This window comes from Micromonospora sp. CNZ280 (assembly GCF_011759515.1).
This window is the reverse complement of record NZ_JAAOYP010000001.1, coordinates 2,173,557-2,187,817: the sequence shown is the minus strand read 5'-3', so window position 1 is coordinate 2,187,817 and position 14,261 is coordinate 2,173,557. Positions and strand designations below refer to the sequence as shown.

At 74.5% G+C, this 14,261-nt stretch carries 15 protein-coding genes; 8 read left to right on the top strand and 7 right to left on the bottom strand.

The features are described from left to right. Both FHX32_RS10420 and FHX32_RS10415 read left to right on the top strand, forming a co-directional pair. Positions 1-876: a MaoC/PaaZ C-terminal domain-containing protein gene (locus FHX32_RS10420; RefSeq protein ID WP_167180570.1), complete on the top strand. Its 876-nt coding sequence runs from the start codon at positions 1-3 to the stop codon at positions 874-876. A gap of 40 nt (positions 877-916) precedes the next feature. Next, positions 917-1,522: a DedA family protein gene (locus FHX32_RS10415; RefSeq protein ID WP_167180569.1), complete on the top strand. Its 606-nt coding sequence runs from the start codon at positions 917-919 to the stop codon at positions 1,520-1,522. Positions 1,523-1,605: 83 nt separating this feature from the next. Here the strand turns inward: FHX32_RS10415 and FHX32_RS10410 are convergent, their stop codons facing one another. Beyond that, complete coding sequence (locus FHX32_RS10410; RefSeq protein WP_167180568.1) at positions 1,606-1,848, bottom strand: hypothetical protein; 243 nt, start codon at positions 1,846-1,848, stop codon at positions 1,606-1,608. 169 nt (positions 1,849-2,017) lie between these two features. On the opposite strand from FHX32_RS10410, the gene FHX32_RS10405 reads away from it, so the two are divergent. Continuing rightward, complete coding sequence (locus FHX32_RS10405) at positions 2,018-2,659, top strand: VTT domain-containing protein (protein ID WP_167180566.1); 642 nt, start codon at positions 2,018-2,020, stop codon at positions 2,657-2,659. Positions 2,660-2,663: 4 nt separating this feature from the next. Here FHX32_RS10405 and FHX32_RS10400 read toward each other — a convergent pair whose 3' ends face one another. Then, positions 2,664-3,302, bottom strand: coding sequence for a TetR/AcrR family transcriptional regulator (locus FHX32_RS10400; RefSeq protein ID WP_167180564.1), 639 nt, complete (start codon positions 3,300-3,302; stop codon positions 2,664-2,666). Between the two features lie 66 nt (positions 3,303-3,368). Between FHX32_RS10400 and FHX32_RS10395 the strand changes: the two genes are divergently transcribed. From FHX32_RS10395 to FHX32_RS10385, 3 genes are all read left to right on the top strand, one after another. Then, positions 3,369-3,821, top strand: a complete 453-nt coding sequence (locus FHX32_RS10395; protein ID WP_167180562.1) for an SCP2 sterol-binding domain-containing protein — start codon at positions 3,369-3,371, stop codon at positions 3,819-3,821. 1 nt (position 3,822) lies between these two features. Beyond that, entirely contained in the window at positions 3,823-5,037 is a 1,215-nt protein-coding gene (locus FHX32_RS10390; protein WP_167180560.1) for an acyl-CoA dehydrogenase family protein, read from the top strand. A gap of 148 nt (positions 5,038-5,185) precedes the next feature. Continuing rightward, positions 5,186-6,748 carry an AMP-binding protein gene (locus FHX32_RS10385; protein ID WP_167180558.1) on the top strand — a complete coding sequence of 521 codons (1,563 nt, stop codon included), beginning with the start codon at positions 5,186-5,188 and terminating at the stop codon, positions 6,746-6,748. A 164-nt stretch (positions 6,749-6,912) separates the two neighbouring features. Here FHX32_RS10385 and FHX32_RS10380 read toward each other — a convergent pair whose 3' ends face one another. The 4 genes from FHX32_RS10380 to FHX32_RS34975 form a co-directional block, all read right to left on the bottom strand. Continuing rightward, positions 6,913-7,761, bottom strand: coding sequence for a hypothetical protein (locus tag FHX32_RS10380; protein WP_167180556.1), 849 nt, complete (start codon positions 7,759-7,761; stop codon positions 6,913-6,915). Continuing rightward, a complete protein-coding gene (locus FHX32_RS10375) occupies positions 7,754-8,272 on the bottom strand; it encodes a SigE family RNA polymerase sigma factor (protein ID WP_167182526.1) in 519 nt (172 codons plus the stop codon). The genes FHX32_RS10380 and FHX32_RS10375 overlap by 8 nt, the downstream gene beginning before the upstream one ends. A gap of 60 nt (positions 8,273-8,332) precedes the next feature. Continuing rightward, the gene (purD, locus tag FHX32_RS10370) at positions 8,333-9,580 is read right to left on the bottom strand and encodes a phosphoribosylamine--glycine ligase (protein ID WP_167180554.1); all 1,248 of its coding nucleotides are present in this window, start codon (positions 9,578-9,580) and stop codon (positions 8,333-8,335) included. 90 nt (positions 9,581-9,670) lie between these two features. After that, the gene (locus tag FHX32_RS34975) at positions 9,671-10,171 is read right to left on the bottom strand and encodes a hypothetical protein (RefSeq protein ID WP_486480992.1); all 501 of its coding nucleotides are present in this window, start codon (positions 10,169-10,171) and stop codon (positions 9,671-9,673) included. A gap of 63 nt (positions 10,172-10,234) precedes the next feature. Here FHX32_RS34975 and FHX32_RS34970 point away from each other — a divergent pair, with 63 nt between their 5' ends. Further along, a complete protein-coding gene (locus FHX32_RS34970) occupies positions 10,235-10,561 on the top strand; it encodes a hypothetical protein (protein ID WP_486480991.1) in 327 nt (108 codons plus the stop codon). A gap of 230 nt (positions 10,562-10,791) precedes the next feature. Here FHX32_RS34970 and FHX32_RS10360 read toward each other — a convergent pair whose 3' ends face one another. After that, positions 10,792-12,081, bottom strand: coding sequence for an adenylosuccinate synthase (locus FHX32_RS10360; RefSeq protein ID WP_167180552.1), 1,290 nt, complete (start codon positions 12,079-12,081; stop codon positions 10,792-10,794). A 124-nt stretch (positions 12,082-12,205) separates the two neighbouring features. Here FHX32_RS10360 and FHX32_RS10355 point away from each other — a divergent pair, with 124 nt between their 5' ends. Further along, positions 12,206-13,234 carry a diacylglycerol kinase catalytic domain-containing protein gene (locus FHX32_RS10355; RefSeq protein ID WP_167182523.1) on the top strand — a complete coding sequence of 343 codons (1,029 nt, stop codon included), beginning with the start codon at positions 12,206-12,208 and terminating at the stop codon, positions 13,232-13,234. The last annotated feature ends 1,027 nt before the right edge of the window (positions 13,235-14,261 follow it).

Sequence of the window (14,261 nt, the reverse complement as noted above, 5' to 3'; positions counted from 1 at the left end):
ATGGCGACCACCGAGGACCGTCCCGCCGCCGCCCGGGCCGAGCTGCCGGCGATGCCCGCGGCCGGCGCGCTCTACCGGCGCGCCCTGCTCGGCGCGCTGCCGGGAGCGGGCGGCCGGCGCGGCGACACCGTGCCCGCGGTCGAACTGGCCGTCACCGGGGCCACCGTCGACCGGACCCACCTGGCCGACTACGACCGGGTCTGCGGGTTCCGGCTGGCCGACCGGCTGCCGCCGACGTACCCGCACGTGCTCGGCTTTCCGCTGGCGCTGCGGCTGATGACCGCGCCCGACTTCCCGATCCCGTTGACCGGCGTGGTGCACGTGGCCAACCGGATCACCGTGCACCGGCCGATCGACGCCGACGAGACGCTGGACTTCACCACGTACGCCGAGAATCTGCGCCCGCACGACCGGGGCCGTCAGCTGGACGTGGTCCTCGTCGCCTCGGTCGGCGGGGCGGAGGTGTGGCGGGGCGTCTCGACGTACCTCGGCAAGGAGCGCGGTACCGGCGGCGGCGAGCGGCGCGACCGGGGCGAGCGGCCGGCGCCGCCGCCCGCCGCCGCGCACTGGCGGGTCGAGCCGCGGGTGGGTACGGACTACGCGCGGGTCTCCGGCGACCACAACCCGATCCACACCTCCCGGCTGGGTGCCCGGCTGCTCGGCTTCCCCCGCCCGATCGCGCACGGGATGTGGAGCAAGGCCCGCTGCCTGGCCGCGCTGGAGAGTCGGCTGCCGGACGCGTTCACCGTCGACGTGGCGTTCAAGCTGCCCGTGCCGCTGCCCGGCACGGTCGCCTTCAGCGCCGCCCCGGCCTGGGAGTTCGCCCTGCACGACGCGCGTACCGGCCGGCCCCATCTGATCGGCACGATCCGCTGACTCGGCCCCCGGGCGGCCGGCACCCGGCCAGCATGGGGGCATGGAAGCCGTGCTCGACCTGCTCCGGGAGACGGTCGCCTCGCCGTGGGTGTACCTGGTGCTCTTCGGGGTCACCGCTGTCGACGCGTTCTTCCCGGCGGTACCGGGTGAGGCGGCGGTGATCACGGCCGCCGTCCTCTCCGCCGGCGGGCACCCCGACCTGGCGTGGGTGATCGTGGCGGCCTTCCTCGGCGCGCTCACCGGTGACCACGTCTCGTACGCCATCGGCCGGGGCGCCCGGCCGCTGGCCCGGCTCCGCCGGAACGGCCGGCGGCGGCCCGGCTCGGAGTGGGCCCGGCGCGCGGTCGAGCGGCGCGGCGGTCTGATCCTGACCACCTCCCGGTACGTCCCCGGCGGGCGGACCGCGGTCACCCTGACCATGGGCGCGGTGCGCTACTCCCGCCGGTCGTTCCTGCTCTTCGACGCCATCGGCGCGTTCACCTGGGCGGTTTACTGCACGCTGCTCGGCTACTTCGGCGGGCTGGCCTTCGAGCGCGACCCGGTCCGGGGGGTCCTGGTCGGGGTGGGCCTCTCCGTGGTCATCACCCTGCTGCTGGAGGCGGCCCGGCGGCTGCACCACCGCCGCCGCCCGGCCGCCCCGCCCTGACCACCGCGCCCACCGGCCGACCTGCTGTCCCCCCGCCCGCACCGGCGACCTCACCCACCCGACAGCCCCGCTCCGCCCGGGTGTCAGGGCAGGTCGGCGTCTCCGGAGCGGACCAGCTGCTCGTCGTCGGCGACCAGGACCCGGATCACCGCGGCGGCCCAGCCGGCGGCCACGGCGACGGCCAGGACCACCACCCCTGGCAGCGGCGAACGGACGCCGAGCGCCCCGGACGCCGAGTACCAGACCCCGCCGCCGACCAGCACGGCGAGCCCGAGCAGGCGGTACCGCTCGACGGTCCGCCGGAGCCCGGCGAGGCTGCAGGTCACGCTCCGAGGGTAGGCGCTCCCGGCCGCCGGCCCGCGTGCCGACGGCGTACCCCGAGCGGTCCGGCCCCGCGGCCCTGAGACCGCTCGGGGACGGACACTACTTAAGTAGTGGACGCCGGCTGACCCACGGCCGATGGCGGCGGGTCGCGCCGGCAGCAGCATCGGGTCCATGGATTCCGTACTCGACCTGCTCCACCAGACGATGTCCTCGCCCTGGGTCTACCTGGCACTCTTCGCGATCGCGGTGGTGGACGGGTTCTTCCCGGTCGTGCCGAGCGAGACGGCGGTCATCACCGCCGGCGTGTTCGCCGCGACCGGCCAGCCGGACCTGCCGGCCGTGATCGCGGTCGCGGCGGCCGGCGCGCTGGTCGGCGACCACGTGTCGTACGCCATCGGCCGGGGTGGCGGCGGGCGGCTGCTGGCCCGGATGCCGGCCGGCGGCCGGCGGCGCGCGGCGCTCGACCGGGCCCGGCGGGGCATCGGCAGGCGCGGCGGGTTGATCCTCACCGTCGCCCGGTACATCCCGGGCGGCCGGACGGCGGTCACCCTGACCATGGGCGCGATCGGCTTCCCCCGGCTGCGGTTCCTGGCCTTCGACACGCTCGCCGCGGTCTCCTGGGGCGTCTACTCGGCGCTGGTCGGCTACCTGGGCGGGCTCGCCTTCGAGCAGGACCCGCTGCGCGGCCTGCTGCTCGGGCTCGGCCTGGCGCTCACCGTGACCCTGGTGGTCGAGGTGGCCCGCTGGGCGCGGGGCCGGCATCGGGCGCGCGCCGCCGCTGCCGGGCCGGAGTACGCCGGGCTGCTCCGGTGACCGGTCAGCGCGTCGGAGGCCGCCAGGTGGCGCCGCGCAGCAACTGGCCGGCGCCGAGCCAGGCGACGTTCATCATCCGGGTCGCGGTCTTCTCCGGGTCGGCGTCCGGGTGGTCGGCGAGCCAGTCGGCCAGCGACTCGGTCGCCCCCACCAGGGCGTACGCCACCACCTCCAGGTCGGTCTCGCCCACCTCGCGCCCCTCGGCGCGCAGCGCGTGGTCGAGCATGCCGGCGACCACCTCGACCAGCCGGGCCCGCATGGCGGCGAGTTCGCCGGCGAATGGCTGCTCGCCCCGGGCCTGCCGGTAGAGCACCGCCCAGCCGTCCCGGTGCGCCCCGACGAAGCCGAAGAACGCCCGCAGCCCGCGCCAGAGCCGTTCGTCGGCCGGCAGGTCGGGGGCCGCCGCCCCGGCGATGGCCTGCATCATCCGGGTGCCCTCGCGGTGCAGGCAGGCGACGAAGAGCTCCTCCTTGGTGCCCAGGTAGGCGTAGACCATCGGCTTGGAGATGCCGGCGTCCTCGGCGATCTCGTCCATGCTGGACGCGTGGTAGCCGCGTCGGGAGAAGACCTTGACCGCGGCGTCGAGCATCTGCTGCTCGCGTACGGCCCGGGGCAGGCGCTTGAAGGTGGGTGTGCCGGACACCTTGCGAGCATACCTACTCACCCGTAAGGTTACGCACGAGTAGCCAATACCCGGAAGGTGCGCCTCATGACTGACTTCGACCCGGCCAACTTCGCCAACGTCGGCCCCAAGGAGTTCGCCCAGCTGGTCAAGTCCACCCCCGACGACAAGATCGCCGAGGTGATGTCCGGCGACCTGCGCGGCAAGATCCTCGGCGAGGTCTTCGGCCGGATGCCGTCGCTGTTCCGCGCCGACCGGGCGGGTTCCACCAACGCGGTCATCCACTGGAACATCACCGGGCGCCCCGACGGCGGCACCGACACCTACGAGGTGGTCATCGCCGACGGCGCCTGCACCGTCAACGAGACCCCGCAGCACGACCCGAAGCTGAGCCTGACCATGGGCCCGGTCGAGTTCCTGAAGATCGTCTCCGGTGGCGCCAACCCGGTGATGATGTTCATGACCGGCAAGCTGAAGGCCAAGGGCGACCTGGGCCTGGCCGCCAACATCGCCAACCTGTTCGACATCCCCAAGGCCTGACATGGCCGAGTTCTCGCTCGACCTGAACGAGGAACAGCGGGATCTGCGGGACTGGGTGCACGGCTTCGCCGCCGAGGTCGTGCGCCCGGCCGCGGCCGAGTGGGACGCCCGGGAGGAGACGCCCTGGCCGATCATCCAGGAGGCGGCGAAGGTCGGCCTCTACGGCTTCGAGTTCCTCGCCACCTGCTGGGCCGACCCCACCGGCCTCTCCCTCCCGATCGCCAGCGAGGAACTCTTCTGGGGTGACGCCGGCATCGGGCTGAGCATCTTCGGCACCTCGCTCGCGGTCGCCGCCATCTATGGTGCCGGCACGCCCGACCAGCTGGTCGAATGGGTGCCGCAGTGCTTCGGGTCGGTCGACGAGCCGGCCGTGGCCGCGTTCTGCACCAGCGAGCCGGAGGCCGGCTCCGACGTCGGCGCGATGCGGACCCGGGCGGTCTACGACGAGGCCACCGACGAGTGGGTGCTGCGCGGCCAGAAGGCGTACGCCACCAACGGCGGGATCGCCGGGGTGCACGTGGTCACCGCCTCGGTCGAGCCGGAACTCGGCTCGCGCGGGCAGGCCGCGTTCGTCGTACCGCCGGGCACCGCGGGGTTGTCCGCGACCCGCAAGCTGCGCAAGCTCGGGCTGCGCGCGTCGCACACCGCCGACGTCTTCCTCGACGACGTACGGGTGCCCGGGCGCTGCCTGCTCGGCGGCCGGGAGGCGCTGCTGGAACGGCTGGACCGGGCGCGCTCCGGAAAGCGCGCCTCGGCGCAGGCCGCGATGCGCACCTTCGAGCTGTCCCGGCCGACCGTCGGCGCCCAGGCGCTCGGCGTGGCCCGCGCCGCGTACGAGTACGCGCTGGACTACGCCAAGGACCGGGTCCAGTTCGGACGGCCGATCATCGAGAACCAGGCGGTCGCGTTCGCGCTGGCCGACATGAAGATGGAGATCGACGCGGCCCGGCTGCTGGTCTGGCGTGCCTCCTGGATGGGGCGCAACAACCGGCCGTTCACCGCGGGCGAGGGCTCGATGTCCAAGCTCAAGGCCGGCGAGGTGGCCGTCGCGGTGACCGAGAAGGCGGTGCAGTTGCTCGGCGGCGCCGGGTTCCTGCGCGACCACCCGGTCGAGCGCTGGTACCGGGACGCGAAGATCTACACCATCTTCGAGGGCACCTCGGAGATCCAGCGCCTGGTCATCTCCCGGGCGATCTCCGGGATGCAGATCCGCTGACGGTCGACGCCCGGCCGGCGGCCGGCAGGTGGTCCGGATCACCGCCGGGTGGGCCCGGCCCGGCGTCCGGTGCATGATCGAGAAGTCCGTTCACGGAGGGCCCCCAGGTCGGGGGCCCTCCGCGCACCGCCCGAAGGAGGCCCGTGGCATGGACCTGCCGTTCATCGTCGCCACGCTGACCCGCCGCGGACTGCTCACCCCCGGCCGCCCGATCCGGGTCGCCTCCCAGCTCGGCGCGCTGCGCAGGTGGGGCTGGAGCCTCGCCGGCGAACTGCGCCAGGCGGCCGCCCGGGACCCGGACCGCACCGCGATCATCGACGAGCGGGGCGCCGAGCTGACCTACCAGGAGCTGCTGGACCGGGCCGAGCGGCTGGCCCGGGCGCTGCGCGCCGGGTTCGGCGTGCAGACCGGCGACCGGATCGGCGTGCTCTGCCGCAACCACCACGGCCTGATCGAGACCATCGTCGCGGCGACCCTGCTCGGCGTGGACGCGGTGCTGGTGAACACCGGTCTCTCCGCCGCCCAGCTGGCCACCGTGGCCGACGAGCAGGCGCTGCGGGTGCTCGTGCACGACGGCGAGTTCACCGAGCGGAGCCTCGGCCTCCCCGCCGAGCTGCACCGGGTCGACGAGCGGGCCCGCGAGGAACTGATCGCCGGCGCCCTGCCCGGCGAGCTGCGCCCGCCGGAGCGCGACGGGCGGATCATCGTGCTCACCTCCGGCACCACCGGCACGCCGAAGGGCGCCCGGCGGCCCACCCCGAACGGCTTCGGCCCACTGGTGTCCATCATCGACCGGATCCCGCTGCACACCCGGGACCGGGTCATGATCGCCGCGCCGATCTTCCACACCTGGGGGTTCGCCGCCCTCCAGGTCTGCTTCGCGCTCCGCGCCACCATCGTGCTGCACCGGCGCTTCGACCCGGCCGCCACGCTGGCCGCGCTCGTCACGCACCGCTGCGACGCGCTCTTCGCCGTACCGGTGATGGTGCAGCGGCTGCTGGAGGTGCCGGCGCCCGATCCGCGACCGTCACTGAAGGTGGTCGCGATCAGCGGGTCCGCGCTGCCCGGCAATCTCGCCCACCGGTTCATGGACGTCTACGGCGACGTGCTCTACAACCTCTACGGCTCCACCGAGGTCTCCTGGGCCTCCATCGCCGGCCCGGCCGACCTGCGTGCGGCGCCCACCACCGCCGGCCGGCCGCCGCACGGCACCAAGCTGCGGATCCTCGACGAGGTGGGCCAGCCGGTGCCGACCGGCCGGGTCGGCCGGATCTTCGTCGGCAACGAGATGCTCTTCGAGGGCTACACCTCCGGGGCGGGGCGGGAGAGCCGGGACGGCCTGCTCGACACCGGCGACCTGGGCCGGATCAACGCCGACGGGCTGCTCTTCGTCGACGGCCGGGCCGACGACATGATCGTCTCCGGCGGCGAGAACGTCTTCCCGTCCGAGGTGGAGGATCTGCTCGCCCGGCTGCCGCAGGTCCGCGAGGCCGCCGTCATCGGGGTGCCGGATCCGGAGTACGGCCAGCGACTCGCCGCGTTCCTCGCCCTGCACCCCGGCGAGACCCTCGACCCCGAGGCGGTCCGCGAGTACGTCCGGCGCTACCTGGCCCGGTTCTCCGTGCCCCGGGACGTCGTCTTCGTCAAGTACCTGCCGCGCAACGCCACCGGCAAGGTGCTCACCCGGGAGCTGCGCCGCTACTACGGCTGAGCGGCAGGCGTCTCCGCCACCCACCCGGTCCAGCCGGCGGCCCGGCGCGCACCCGGTCCGGCCGGCGGCCCCGGCGCGCACCCGGTCCGGCCGGCGGCCCCGGCGCGTTCCGGGGCGAGGGCCGCCCGCTCGGCGGGCCCTCGCGCCGCCGGCACCACGCCCGATCAGGGGTGCAGTGTCAGCCCGGGGAGGGTGGCGATCGCGGTCAACTGCTCCGCGGTGAGCACCGGCGGTGGGCCGAGCTTCACCCTAGGGACGCCGTCGGCCCGCTCCACGACCACGTGCACGTTGTCCGTCCGCACCGTCACCGTGCTGCCGTCCGCCCGCTGCACCTGCACCCAGCGCTGCTCGTGTCCGTCGTCCCCGGGGGTCGCGGTACTGACGGCGAGCGAGCCACCGTCCGGGAGCCGGCTGCTCGTGCAGACGGCGGGGTCGGGCGCCGCGGCACAACCCCGGGGATCGTCGACGCCCGTCGGGATCACCGTCACCGCGAGGTTGTCCACCTGGCCGCGCAGGCCCAGCCGGGCCCGCGCCCCGTAGAACCGGTTGCTCCGCTCGTACTCGAACTGGATCAGATCGCACCCGGGCAGGGTGCCGTCGACGGTCATGCCGGCCGGCAGGACGGTGTCCAGCGCCGGGCGGAGCACCTCGGTGAGCCGTGCGGCGGCCCGGTCCGGGCGCTCGGTCGGGCGGACGCGCACCGTGTCGTACGTCTGCAGGGGGGCCGGGGAGCCGCTGGCCGGCGGCGTCGGCGTCGCGCAGAGCGACGGGCCGGGAGACGGGGAACCCAGGCCGCCGGGCAGCGTGACCCCGGCCGGGTCCGGGCCGGGCCCGGCCAGCAGGGCCGGCGTGACCGCGACCGCGGCGACCGCGAGGGCGGCGCCGGTGCCCGCCATCGTCCACGTCCGGTGCCGGCGGCGCCGCCGGTCGGTGGCGATCAGCGCGTCCAGGTCGATCCGGGTCGGCGGCGGAGTGGCCACCGCCGCGCGCAGGTGCTGCGACAGGTCATCCATCGGTACGTGTCCCCTCGACTCGCGCCGGCACCTCGACGAGACGGCCTCGCAGCGTCTCGATCGCCCGTGCCGACTGGCTCTTCACGGTGCCGGTGGTGCAGCCGAGTTCCCGGGCGGTCTCCTCGACCGACAGGTCGCAGAAGTAGCGCAGCACCAGGACCGCGCGGCGGCGCGGCGGCAGCTCGGCGAGCAGGGCGAGGATGGTCAGCCGGTCCGCGGCGCCGTCGGTCGCGGAGCGCGCCGGGCCGTCCGGGACCTCGCCCCAGGCGGCCTCGCGCCGCCACGGCCGGCGGCGCTCGTCCAGCCAGGCCCGCAGCAGCGTCCGCCGGAGGTACGCGTCCGGATTGTCCATCGTGGATACTCGGCGCCAGTGCCGGAGCAGCTTGACCAGCGCCGTCGACACCAGGTCGTCGGCAGTGTGCCAGTCACCGCAGAGCAGGTACGCGGTGCGGCGCAGCGGCTCAAGCCGCGCCGCTACGTACTCGCGGTAGCCCTCGATGTCGGCCGGCAATCCCGCCACCCCCTCGCCTCACCGGTCAAACGGAGGCGGCAGCGGTGAGGGTTGCCAGGGTCAGCCGGGAATCGTGATCCGGCCCGCGACGGCGGCGGCCGCGATGTCCGTCCGGTAGTGCGAGCCGGCCAGCCCGACCCCGGACACCAGCGCGTACGCGGCGTCCCGGGCGGCGGTGAGGTCGGCGCCGGTGGCGGTGGCGCAGAGCACCCGGCCGCCCGCCGAGCAGAGCGTGCCGTCGGGGGCCCGGCGGGTGCCGGCGTGGATCAAGCCCGCGCCCTCGGCGCCGCTGATCACGTCACCGGTGCGGGGCGCGGCCGGGTAGCCGTCGGCGGCCACCACCACCGTCACGGCGGCGCCGTCCCGCCAGCGCAGCGGCGGGTGGTCGGCGAGCGTACCGGTGGCGGCGGCGTGCAGCAGCCCACCCAGCGGCGTCTCCAGCAGCGCCAGCACCACCTGGGTCTCCGGGTCGCCGAAGCGCGCGTTGAACTCGATCACCCGCGGGCCGTCGGCGGTGATCGCCAGCCCGACGTAGAGCAGGCCGGCGAACGGGGTGCCGCGCCGGCGCAACTCGGCCAGGGTGGGGTGCACGACGTCGCGCATCACCTCGTCCACCAGGCCGGGCGGCGCCCAGGGCAGCGGGGCGTACGCCCCCATGCCGCCGGTGTTCGGGCCGGTGTCGCCGTCGCCGACCCGCTTGAAGTCCTGCGCCGGCAGCAGCGGCAGCGCGGCCTCGCCGTCGGTGACCACGAACAGCGACACCTCGGGCCCGGCCAGGTACTCCTCGACGACGACCTGGCCGCACTCGGCGGCGTGCCGGAGTGCGGCGGCCCGGTCGTCGGTGACCACGACGCCCTTGCCGGCGGCGAGCCCGTCGTTCTTCACCACGTACGGCGCGCCGAACTCGTCCAGCGCGGCGGCGGTGGACGTCTCGTCGGCGCAGGTGTACGCGCGCGCGGTCGATACGCCGGCGGCGGTCATCACGTCCTTGGCGAACGCCTTCGAACCCTCCAGCCGGGCCGCGACGGCGGACGGGCCGAACGCGGCGATCCCCTTCGCCCGGACCGCGTCGGCGACCCCGGCGACCAGCGGCGCCTCGGGACCGATCACCACCAGGTCGGCGCCGGTCTCCACGGCCAGCGCGGCGACGGCCGCCGGGTCGGTCGGGGTGACCTGCCGCAGCTCGGCCAGCTGCCCGATGCCCGGATTGCCCGGCGCCGCGAAGAGCTTGTCCACCGCCGGATCGGCCGCCAGACCGAGCGCGAGCGCGTGCTCCCGCCCCCCACCACCCACAAGAAGTACCCGCACGACCCCGCATCCTACCCACGCCCCTCGTCGCCCTCGTTGATCAAGAGGTTTACGTCAGGATCGGCACGCAGGATGACGCAAACCTCTTGATCACCGCGCGGAATGGGGGTCGGGGTGGGCGGTTAGGGCTCGGCGGACGGTCCAGGGGATGTAGTGGGGGTCCAGGGTGTCGCGCCAGGTGAAGCGGAGGATGGTCCAGCCGGCGTTGACCAGGCGGTTCTGGCGGCGGCGGTCGGCGTACGCCGCCTCGGGGGTGCTGTGCGGTCCCCGGCCGTCGGCTTCGGCTATCACCCGGGAGCCCCGCCAGCCCAGGTCACCGATGCCGAGCAGGTAACCGTCACGGTCGCGCACCTCCAGTTGGAGTGCGTCCGGCGGCACCTTGCCGTCGACGCAGCGCAGCCTTGCCCGGGTTTCGAGAGGGGACTGCGCCCGGCCGTCGGCCTCCGTCAGATAGTCCCGAGCCGCGACGGCCCCTCGCCGTCCGCGAATCAGCGCGGGAATCGACAGCAGGTCGTCAGGGGTGACCAGGCTCCGATTCAGCGCCGAATCCAACAGACAGACGGCCGGATAGCGGTCGACCCGGAGGAGCACGTCGGCCAGGGTTCGCACGGGAGCGGTGGCCGGGATTCCGCCGACGGCACCCAACTCACCGCCGTGGACCGTGAGCTGGTGCACGACGATGCCCGGATCGGCCCGCCGTTGCGACCGGGGCTGATCGACGGGAACCGAGACGTGAATCGCTGCCTGTGGGCGCAGGCCGGCGACACCATGAAGTTCGACGGCTGTGTCGAGGGCGGCGAAGGCGCCCGGCCCGAGACTGAGGACCGCGGCCCGGATCCGGGCCCGTCGCCGGTCGACCGCGGAGCCGTCCGGGTCGGGCAGATAACAGCCGCGCGCCAACCGCAGCCAACGACCGGAGCGCCATCGCTGGCGGATCTCATCGCGGCTCAGGCCAAGCCGCAGCGCCCTGATCGGTGGTGACGATGCCATCCTGGGCGGCCACGACGGCGCAGGCGTTCAAGGTCCACCCCCGGACCCTGACGCCCCACCCACCCCACCCGCAGCCCCTGTGGACAACCCCTCACCCTCCTGTGGACAACCCAAGGCCTTCCCCTGTTGATCAAGAGGTTTGTGTCAAGTTCGCGCCCCGATCCTGACGCAAACCCCTTGATCAACGGGGTCTCACCCTCGGAGGGCCGGGAGGGTGGGGGTTAGGGGAGGAGGGGGTGGCGGAGGACGTTTTCTTCGCGGCCGGGGCCTACGCCGACGACGCTGACCCGGGTGTTGCAGAGTTCCTCGATGCGGGCGATGTAGCGGCGGGCGTTCTCCGGGAGCTCGTCCTCGGTGCGGGCCTTGGTGATGTCCTCCCACCAGCCGTCGAGCTCTTCGTACACCGGCACCGCGTGGTGGAAGTCGGTCTGCGTCATCGGCATGTCGTCGACCCGCTTGCCGTTGATCTCGTAGCCGACGCAGATCGGCACCTTGGGCAGCCCGGTGAGCACGTCCAGCTTGGTGATGACCAGATCCGTGACACCGTTCAGCCGGCAGGCGTAGCGGGCGACGACGGCGTCGAACCAGCCGCAGCGGCGCTCCCGGCCGGTGGTGGTGCCGTACTCGTGGCCGATCTTGCGCAGGTGCTGGGCGTTGTCGTCGAAGAGCTCGGTCGGGAACGGGCCGGAGCCGACCCGGGTGGTGTACGCCTTGCTCACCGCGATCACCCGGTTGATCGCGGTCGGCGGGATGCCCGCGCCCACGCACGCGCCGCCGGCCGTCGGGTTCGACGAGGTGACGAAGGGGTACGTGCCGTGGTCCATGTCGAGCATGGTGGCCTGGGCACCCTCCAGCAGCACCGTCTCGCCGCGGTCCAGCGCGTCCCAGAGCATCCCCCGGGTCTCCGCGATGTACGGGGTGAGCCGCTCGGCGTACTGGAGGTACTCCTCGACCGTGGCGTCGACGTCGATCGCCTTGCGGTTGTAGACCTTGAACAGGATCTGGTTCTTCTCGCGCAGCGCGAGTTCCAGCTTCTTGCGCAGGATCCCCGGGTCGAGCAGGTCCTGCACCCGGATGCCCATCCGGGCGACCTTGTCGCCGTACGCGGGGCCGATGCCGCGACCGGTGGTGCCGATCCGGGCCGAGCCGAGGTAGCGCTCGACCACCCGGTCCAGCGCCCGGTGGTGCGGCATGATCAGGTGCGCGTCGCCGGAGATCCGCAGCCGGGAGACGTCCACGCCCCGCTCGGCGAGCCCGTCGATCTCGGTGAGCAGCACCTTCGGGTCGACCACCACGCCGTTGCCGATGACGATCTTCGCGTTCGGCGACAGCGCCCCGGAGGGCATCAGGTGCAGCGCGTACTTCTGCCCGTCCGGCGTGATCACCGTGTGCCCGGCGTTGTTGCCGCCGGAGTAGCGCACCACGTAGTCGACCCGCTCGCCGAGCAGGTCGGTAACCTTGCCCTTGCCCTCGTCGCCCCACTGAGCGCCGATGAGCACGATCGCTGGCATCTTCTTCGCCTCCAGAAGGCTCGGGTGCCAGGTGGCGACCGGTTGGCGAGCCCGGGGTGTCAGGTTAACAAGTAGTGACGGCGCGACCGGCACGGGTCGCGGCGAGAGGCGGGAGGCCGTAGCGGTGTACGACGTGGTGCTGCTCACCCTCGGATCGGAGCGGGACGCTTCCGGGGGCTGCGGCAGTGGCGATGCCTGCTGCGGCGGCGCGACCGGTGGCTCCCCAGCTCACGACGGCGACGCGGACGGCTCCCCCGAGCAGGCCGGTGGCGAGCGCTGCGAAACGCCCCGGGTGCCGGTGCTGGCCTGCGCGGACGCGCTCACCGCGCGCGGCGCTCGGGTCGACACAGTGACCGCCCGCTCCGACAAGGAGATCGACGAGGTGCTGGCCCGGCTCGACGGCCCGCCCCGCCCCGACGGCCTCACCTGGCCGGATCCCGACTCCAAGACCCGGCTGGTGGTCGCCACGGCCAGTGACGCACAGTTGCGCGCCGTCCTGCGCCGGCTGGTCCGGCGGTACGCCCCACCGCCCAGCCGCCGCCCCGACGACCTGGCCAGCAACCGTACGGTGCCGGACCTGCCGCCGGTGGGCGTACTCCCGCTCGATCCGGCCCGGAGCACGGCGCACCGCGACCTGGCGGCGCAGCTCAACCTGCCGCGCGACCCGGTGGCGGTGGCCGCCGCGGTGCTGGACGGCACGGCCCGGCGGCTCGACCTGCTGCGCAACGACGGCGGTTCGGTGACGCTGGACGGCGCGCTGCTCGGCGCGGCCGACGACCAGGGCCGGCCGCTGCACTGGCGGGGCCGGGTCGAGGTGGACGACACGGTGCTCAGCAACGGCGACGAGCCGCTGCTGGCCTGCGCGATCGGCAACGCCGGCGGGTACGCCCGGCTGACCGACGTGGCGTTGCTCGGCACGCCGGACCCGACCGACGGCAAGGTCGAGGTGGCGGTCGCCGTGCCGGTCGTCACGCGCTCCGCGCTGGGCCGGAAGCGGGTGCGGCTGGAGGTGCGCCGGGCCCGCGGCCGGGCCGCCTCGGTGCTCCCCCGGGACGAGAAGCTGCCCTACCTCGACGACGGGGTGGCGGGCGAGCTGAGCCGGAAGCGGTCCTGGTGGACCGAGCCGGGCGCCTGGGCGGTCTGGGCGGTCTGACCCCGGGCGCCTCCGCGCTCGCCGGTCGGGCACGGCCGGTGGGCCTATCCTCGGCAGGAGGAATGGGGAGGAACCGTGGTGGACGACAACGCCGACCGGGTCCACATGCCCGGCCAGCAGCCGGTACCGGAGCGGGACATCGAACCACTCTGGCCGCCCGAACAGCTCGAGGGCACCACGGATGCCGGCACCCCACCCTGGGCCGCCCGGTCAGCGACCTCGTCCAGCGCCGCCCCGCCCTCGCCCGCCGACTACCCCTCGCTGACCGGCGGAGTCTCGCCGCCCGAGGGTTGGACCGCCGGTCCGCCCGGCACCTCCGCCGCCGGCCAGGACTGGGCACCTCCGCCGGTGGACACCCCACCTGCGACAACTGCCCCGACCCCGCCGACCGCTGCCCCGACCCCGGTGCCCATGCCGCCGACTCCGACCGGACCGGCGGCAGCGCCCGGACGGGACGGCGCCGGAGCGGCCACCGCTAGCGACCGCACCTCGCGCGGCACGACCGACGGGTCGAACGTCGCCCCGGCCGACCCCGCTACGGACCGGGGCGAGGCAGTAACCGCCGGACCGGTTCCGACACCCCGGCCCGGCCAGCCGGCCAGGGTCGATCTCAACCTGCCCTTCACCCTCGACCAGGATGCGATGGCCGGACCGGCACCGGCCCAGCCCGACCCCGCTGGTCGACCTGCGGTACTTCGCCGTGCGCACGGCGACGAGCCGCCGCCCGCGACACCAGACCCGGCCGAGCCGGGCGCCCCCTCCGCCGACCGGCAGCCGGTCAGCCCCAACCCGGCCGACGACCCCACCCCCACCTCCGGCCCAGCCCTCACCTCAGGCCCACCCCCGGCCGGCGACCCGGCCCCCGTGTCAGGCCCGCCCGCGGTCACCAGCCCGAGCTCGGTCGTCACCGGCCCGAACCCCGGCGCGGGCACGGCCGCCGGCGCCGCTCGGGGCGCCGAGTCGCCCTGGGCGCAGCCGCCGCAGCGGTCCGGCACGGCGGCCGAGCCGGCCAACGGCGCGGGCGGGC

Coding starts and splice junctions, on each gene's coding strand:
- FHX32_RS10415 (WP_167180569.1), top strand. CDS start 917: ATGGAAGCCGTGCTCGACCTGCTCCGGGAGACGGTCGCCTCGCCGTGG.
- FHX32_RS10420 (WP_167180570.1), top strand. CDS start 1: ATGGCGACCACCGAGGACCGTCCCGCCGCCGCCCGGGCCGAGCTGCCG.
- FHX32_RS10360 (WP_167180552.1), bottom strand. CDS start 12,081: ATGCCAGCGATCGTGCTCATCGGCGCTCAGTGGGGCGACGAGGGCAAG.
- FHX32_RS10405 (WP_167180566.1), top strand. CDS start 2,018: ATGGATTCCGTACTCGACCTGCTCCACCAGACGATGTCCTCGCCCTGG.
- FHX32_RS10390 (WP_167180560.1), top strand. CDS start 3,823: ATGGCCGAGTTCTCGCTCGACCTGAACGAGGAACAGCGGGATCTGCGG.
- FHX32_RS10385 (WP_167180558.1), top strand. CDS start 5,186: ATGGACCTGCCGTTCATCGTCGCCACGCTGACCCGCCGCGGACTGCTC.
- FHX32_RS10380 (WP_167180556.1), bottom strand. CDS start 7,761: ATGGATGACCTGTCGCAGCACCTGCGCGCGGCGGTGGCCACTCCGCCG.
- FHX32_RS10395 (WP_167180562.1), top strand. CDS start 3,369: ATGACTGACTTCGACCCGGCCAACTTCGCCAACGTCGGCCCCAAGGAG.